This is a genomic window from Alteromonas sp. AO-Serp, from assembly GCF_017849675.1.
GTDB classification, from domain to species: domain Bacteria; phylum Pseudomonadota; class Gammaproteobacteria; order Enterobacterales; family Alteromonadaceae; genus Alteromonas; species Alteromonas macleodii.
This window is the reverse complement of record NZ_JAFLMX010000064.1, coordinates 1-2,969: the sequence shown is the minus strand read 5'-3', so window position 1 is coordinate 2,969 and position 2,969 is coordinate 1. Positions and strand designations below refer to the sequence as shown.

1 protein-coding gene is annotated in these 2,969 nt (G+C 48.0%); it reads right to left on the bottom strand.

Annotated elements, in window-relative coordinates; all coding sequences use genetic code 11:
- The coding region (gene acnB / locus QVA83_RS05385; protein ID WP_287498216.1) for a bifunctional aconitate hydratase 2/2-methylisocitrate dehydratase at nucleotides 1-2,514 on the bottom strand (2,514 nt) is incomplete at its 3' end.
- Nucleotides 2,515-2,969 lie beyond the last annotated feature (455 nt).

Below are 2,969 nucleotides of genomic sequence, written 5' to 3'. Positions count from 1 at the left end.
ACCCGACATTGCGTTAATTTTGCTAGCGTATTCCATGTACTCTTCAGCAGTTGGAATGCGCCCAACAATGGCACCCACCGCAGCAAGCTCGGCTGAAGTCAAATAAACATTTGCCCCATCGCCCAAGCGGTTAGGGAAGTTTCGAGTAGACGTGGAAAGCACCGTTGTGCCCGCATCCACCCGTGCTTGGTTACCCATACATAGTGAGCAGCCGGGCATTTCTGTACGTACGCCTACGCGACCATAAATATTGTAATAGCCCTCTTCCATTAACTGGGCTTTGTCCATCTTAGTCGGTGGTGACATCCATAAACGGGTTGGCAGTGTTTTGTTGTATTGCTCAAGTAGCTTACCGGCTGCGCGGAAGTGACCAATGTTTGTCATACATGAACCAATGAAGACCTCGTCTACCTTATCACCTGCAACGTCAGATAAGGTTTTCGCATCGTCAGGATCATTAGGGCAGCACACAATTGGCTCTTTAATATCGTTAAGGTCAATTTCGATTACCTCAGCGTACTCAGCATCTGCATCGGCGCGCATCAACTCTGGGTTAGCTAACCATTCTTCCATTTTCTGCGCGCGACGCTCTAGCGTACGAGGGTCGCCATAACCTTCGTTAATCATCCAGCGTAGCATGGTAATGTTTGAACGCAGGTATTCAGCAATCGACGTTTCAGATAAGTTGATAGTACAACCGGCTGCTGAACGCTCCGCCGATGCGTCAGAAAGCTCGAACGCCTGTTCTACGGTTAAGTTCTCTAGTCCTTCGATTTCTAAAATACGGCCAGAGAAGGCGTTGATCTTGCCTTTTTTCTCGACCGTTAATAGGCCTTGTTTGATGGCGTACAGCGGAATGGCGTGTACTAGGTCGCGTAGCGTAATGCCCGGCTGCATTTCTCCCTTAAATCGCACTAGTACCGACTCGGGCATATCTAGCGGCATAACGCCAGTAGCCGCAGCGAACGCGACCAGACCTGAACCCGCAGGAAATGAAATACCCAATGGGAAACGAGTATGCGAGTCACCACCCGTGCCTACTGTGTCAGGCAGCAGCATGCGGTTTAACCAGCTGTGTATAATGCCGTCACCAGGACGAAGCGATACGCCACCGCGGTTCATTATAAAATCAGGCAGCGTGTGCTGCGTTTCTATATCCACCGGCTTTGGGTAAGCGGCGGTGTGACAGAATGACTGCATGGTTAAATCGGCAGTAAAGCCAAGACAGGCTAGGTCTTTAAGCTCATCGCGGGTCATTGGCCCTGTGGTATCTTGCGAGCCCACGGTTGTCATTTTAGGTTCGCAGTAGGTGCCTGGGCGAATACCGTCGACACCGCACGCCTTACCCACCATTTTCTGCGCTAACGAGAAACCCGCGCCGCTGTCTTTTGGCTGTTCAGGCGTACGGAATAAATCCGTTGGGCCTAAACCTAGTGTCTCACGCGCCTTCTCGGTAAGGCCACGGCCAATAATCAGGTTGATACGTCCACCTGCGCGCACTTCATCCAGAATCACCTTCGACTTATAGCTGTATTCTGCAAGAAGTTCACCGGTTTCATGGTTGGTGATTTTGCCTTCAAACGGATAGATGTCTATCACATCACCCATGTTCATTTTTTCCACATCGGCTTCAAACACCAATGCACCGGCATCTTCCATGGTGTTAAAGAAGATAGGCGCGACTTTTGAACCAATGCACACACCACCGCCTCGTTTATTAGGCACACCCGGTAAGTCTTCACCGAAGAACCACAATACAGAGTTAGTTGCCGACTTGCGTGACGAGCCGGTTCCAACTACATCACCGACAAACGCTACGGGATACCCCTTACTTTTGACTTCTTCTATTTGCGCCATTGGGCCTTTAACACCAGGTTCTTCTGGCTCTAAACCTTCGCGGGGCATCTTGTAAGCTGCCAGGGCGTGCAGAGGAATATCTGGGCGAGACCATGCGTCAGGGGCTGGCGACAAATCATCAGTATTCGTTTCACCTGTTACTTTAAACACGGTGTAAGTGATTTTATCGTCCATTAACTTGCGCGACGTGAACCACTCACCTTCAGCCCAAGATTTAATGATGTCAGTGGCATGCTCGTTACCCGCTTTGTGCTTTTCTTCCACATCGTGATAAGCGTCAAACATTAAAAGAGTATGTTTCAGCTCTTTCGCTGCCAACGGCGCAAGCGCGTTATCATCAAGTAGCTCCACTAAAGTGGCAATGTTGTAGCCACCGTGCATATTTCCTAGCAGTTCAACGGCTTTCTCTTTAGAGATAAGCTCACAACTGTCTTCACCTTTTGCGATTGCACTTAAAAACCCAGCTTTAACGTAAGCTGCCTCATCAACCCCAGGCGGTACACGTTCTGACAGCAGTTCTAAAAGAAACTCCCCTTCGCCTGCTGGCGGGTTCTTTAATAAATCAACCAGGCCAGCTACCTGTTCAGCGTTAAGCGGTTTAGGTGGAATATTTTGAGCGGCACGTTCTTCAACGTGATTGCGATAGTCTTGTAACACAGTCTCTTCCTCTAAGTTAGCTTGCGCAATGGGAGTAAACGGTCTTGTACGCACTTGACGCAAGGTGTGTTTAATAAATCATCAACAGTATAACTTCACGGGCTCATTTTTTAAATTTAGCGCCCTTTTAATTCACTTATAATCGCTATTCATACCATTACTTTTAAACGACAAAAGCGATTAAAAAGAAATAAGCAAAGTAACTTTAGCAATTAACACGTAGTAAAGTTATAGGGCTTTATGACTTAAAGACAAGGGGTTAGCTGTACACGATGCTTCTTCAATTGAAGCAAACCGTAAACGATTAACACCAGTCCGCATAGATAATTACCCACTCAGCGAGAGTTAAAATGTTCGTAATCGCGGCGTGTTACCGCAGGTATAGTGGTTCTACATCAAGGTGACACAACAAAGAGTACGGACATTTTAAACTCGCCCTTCGGGAAGGTCTGGCA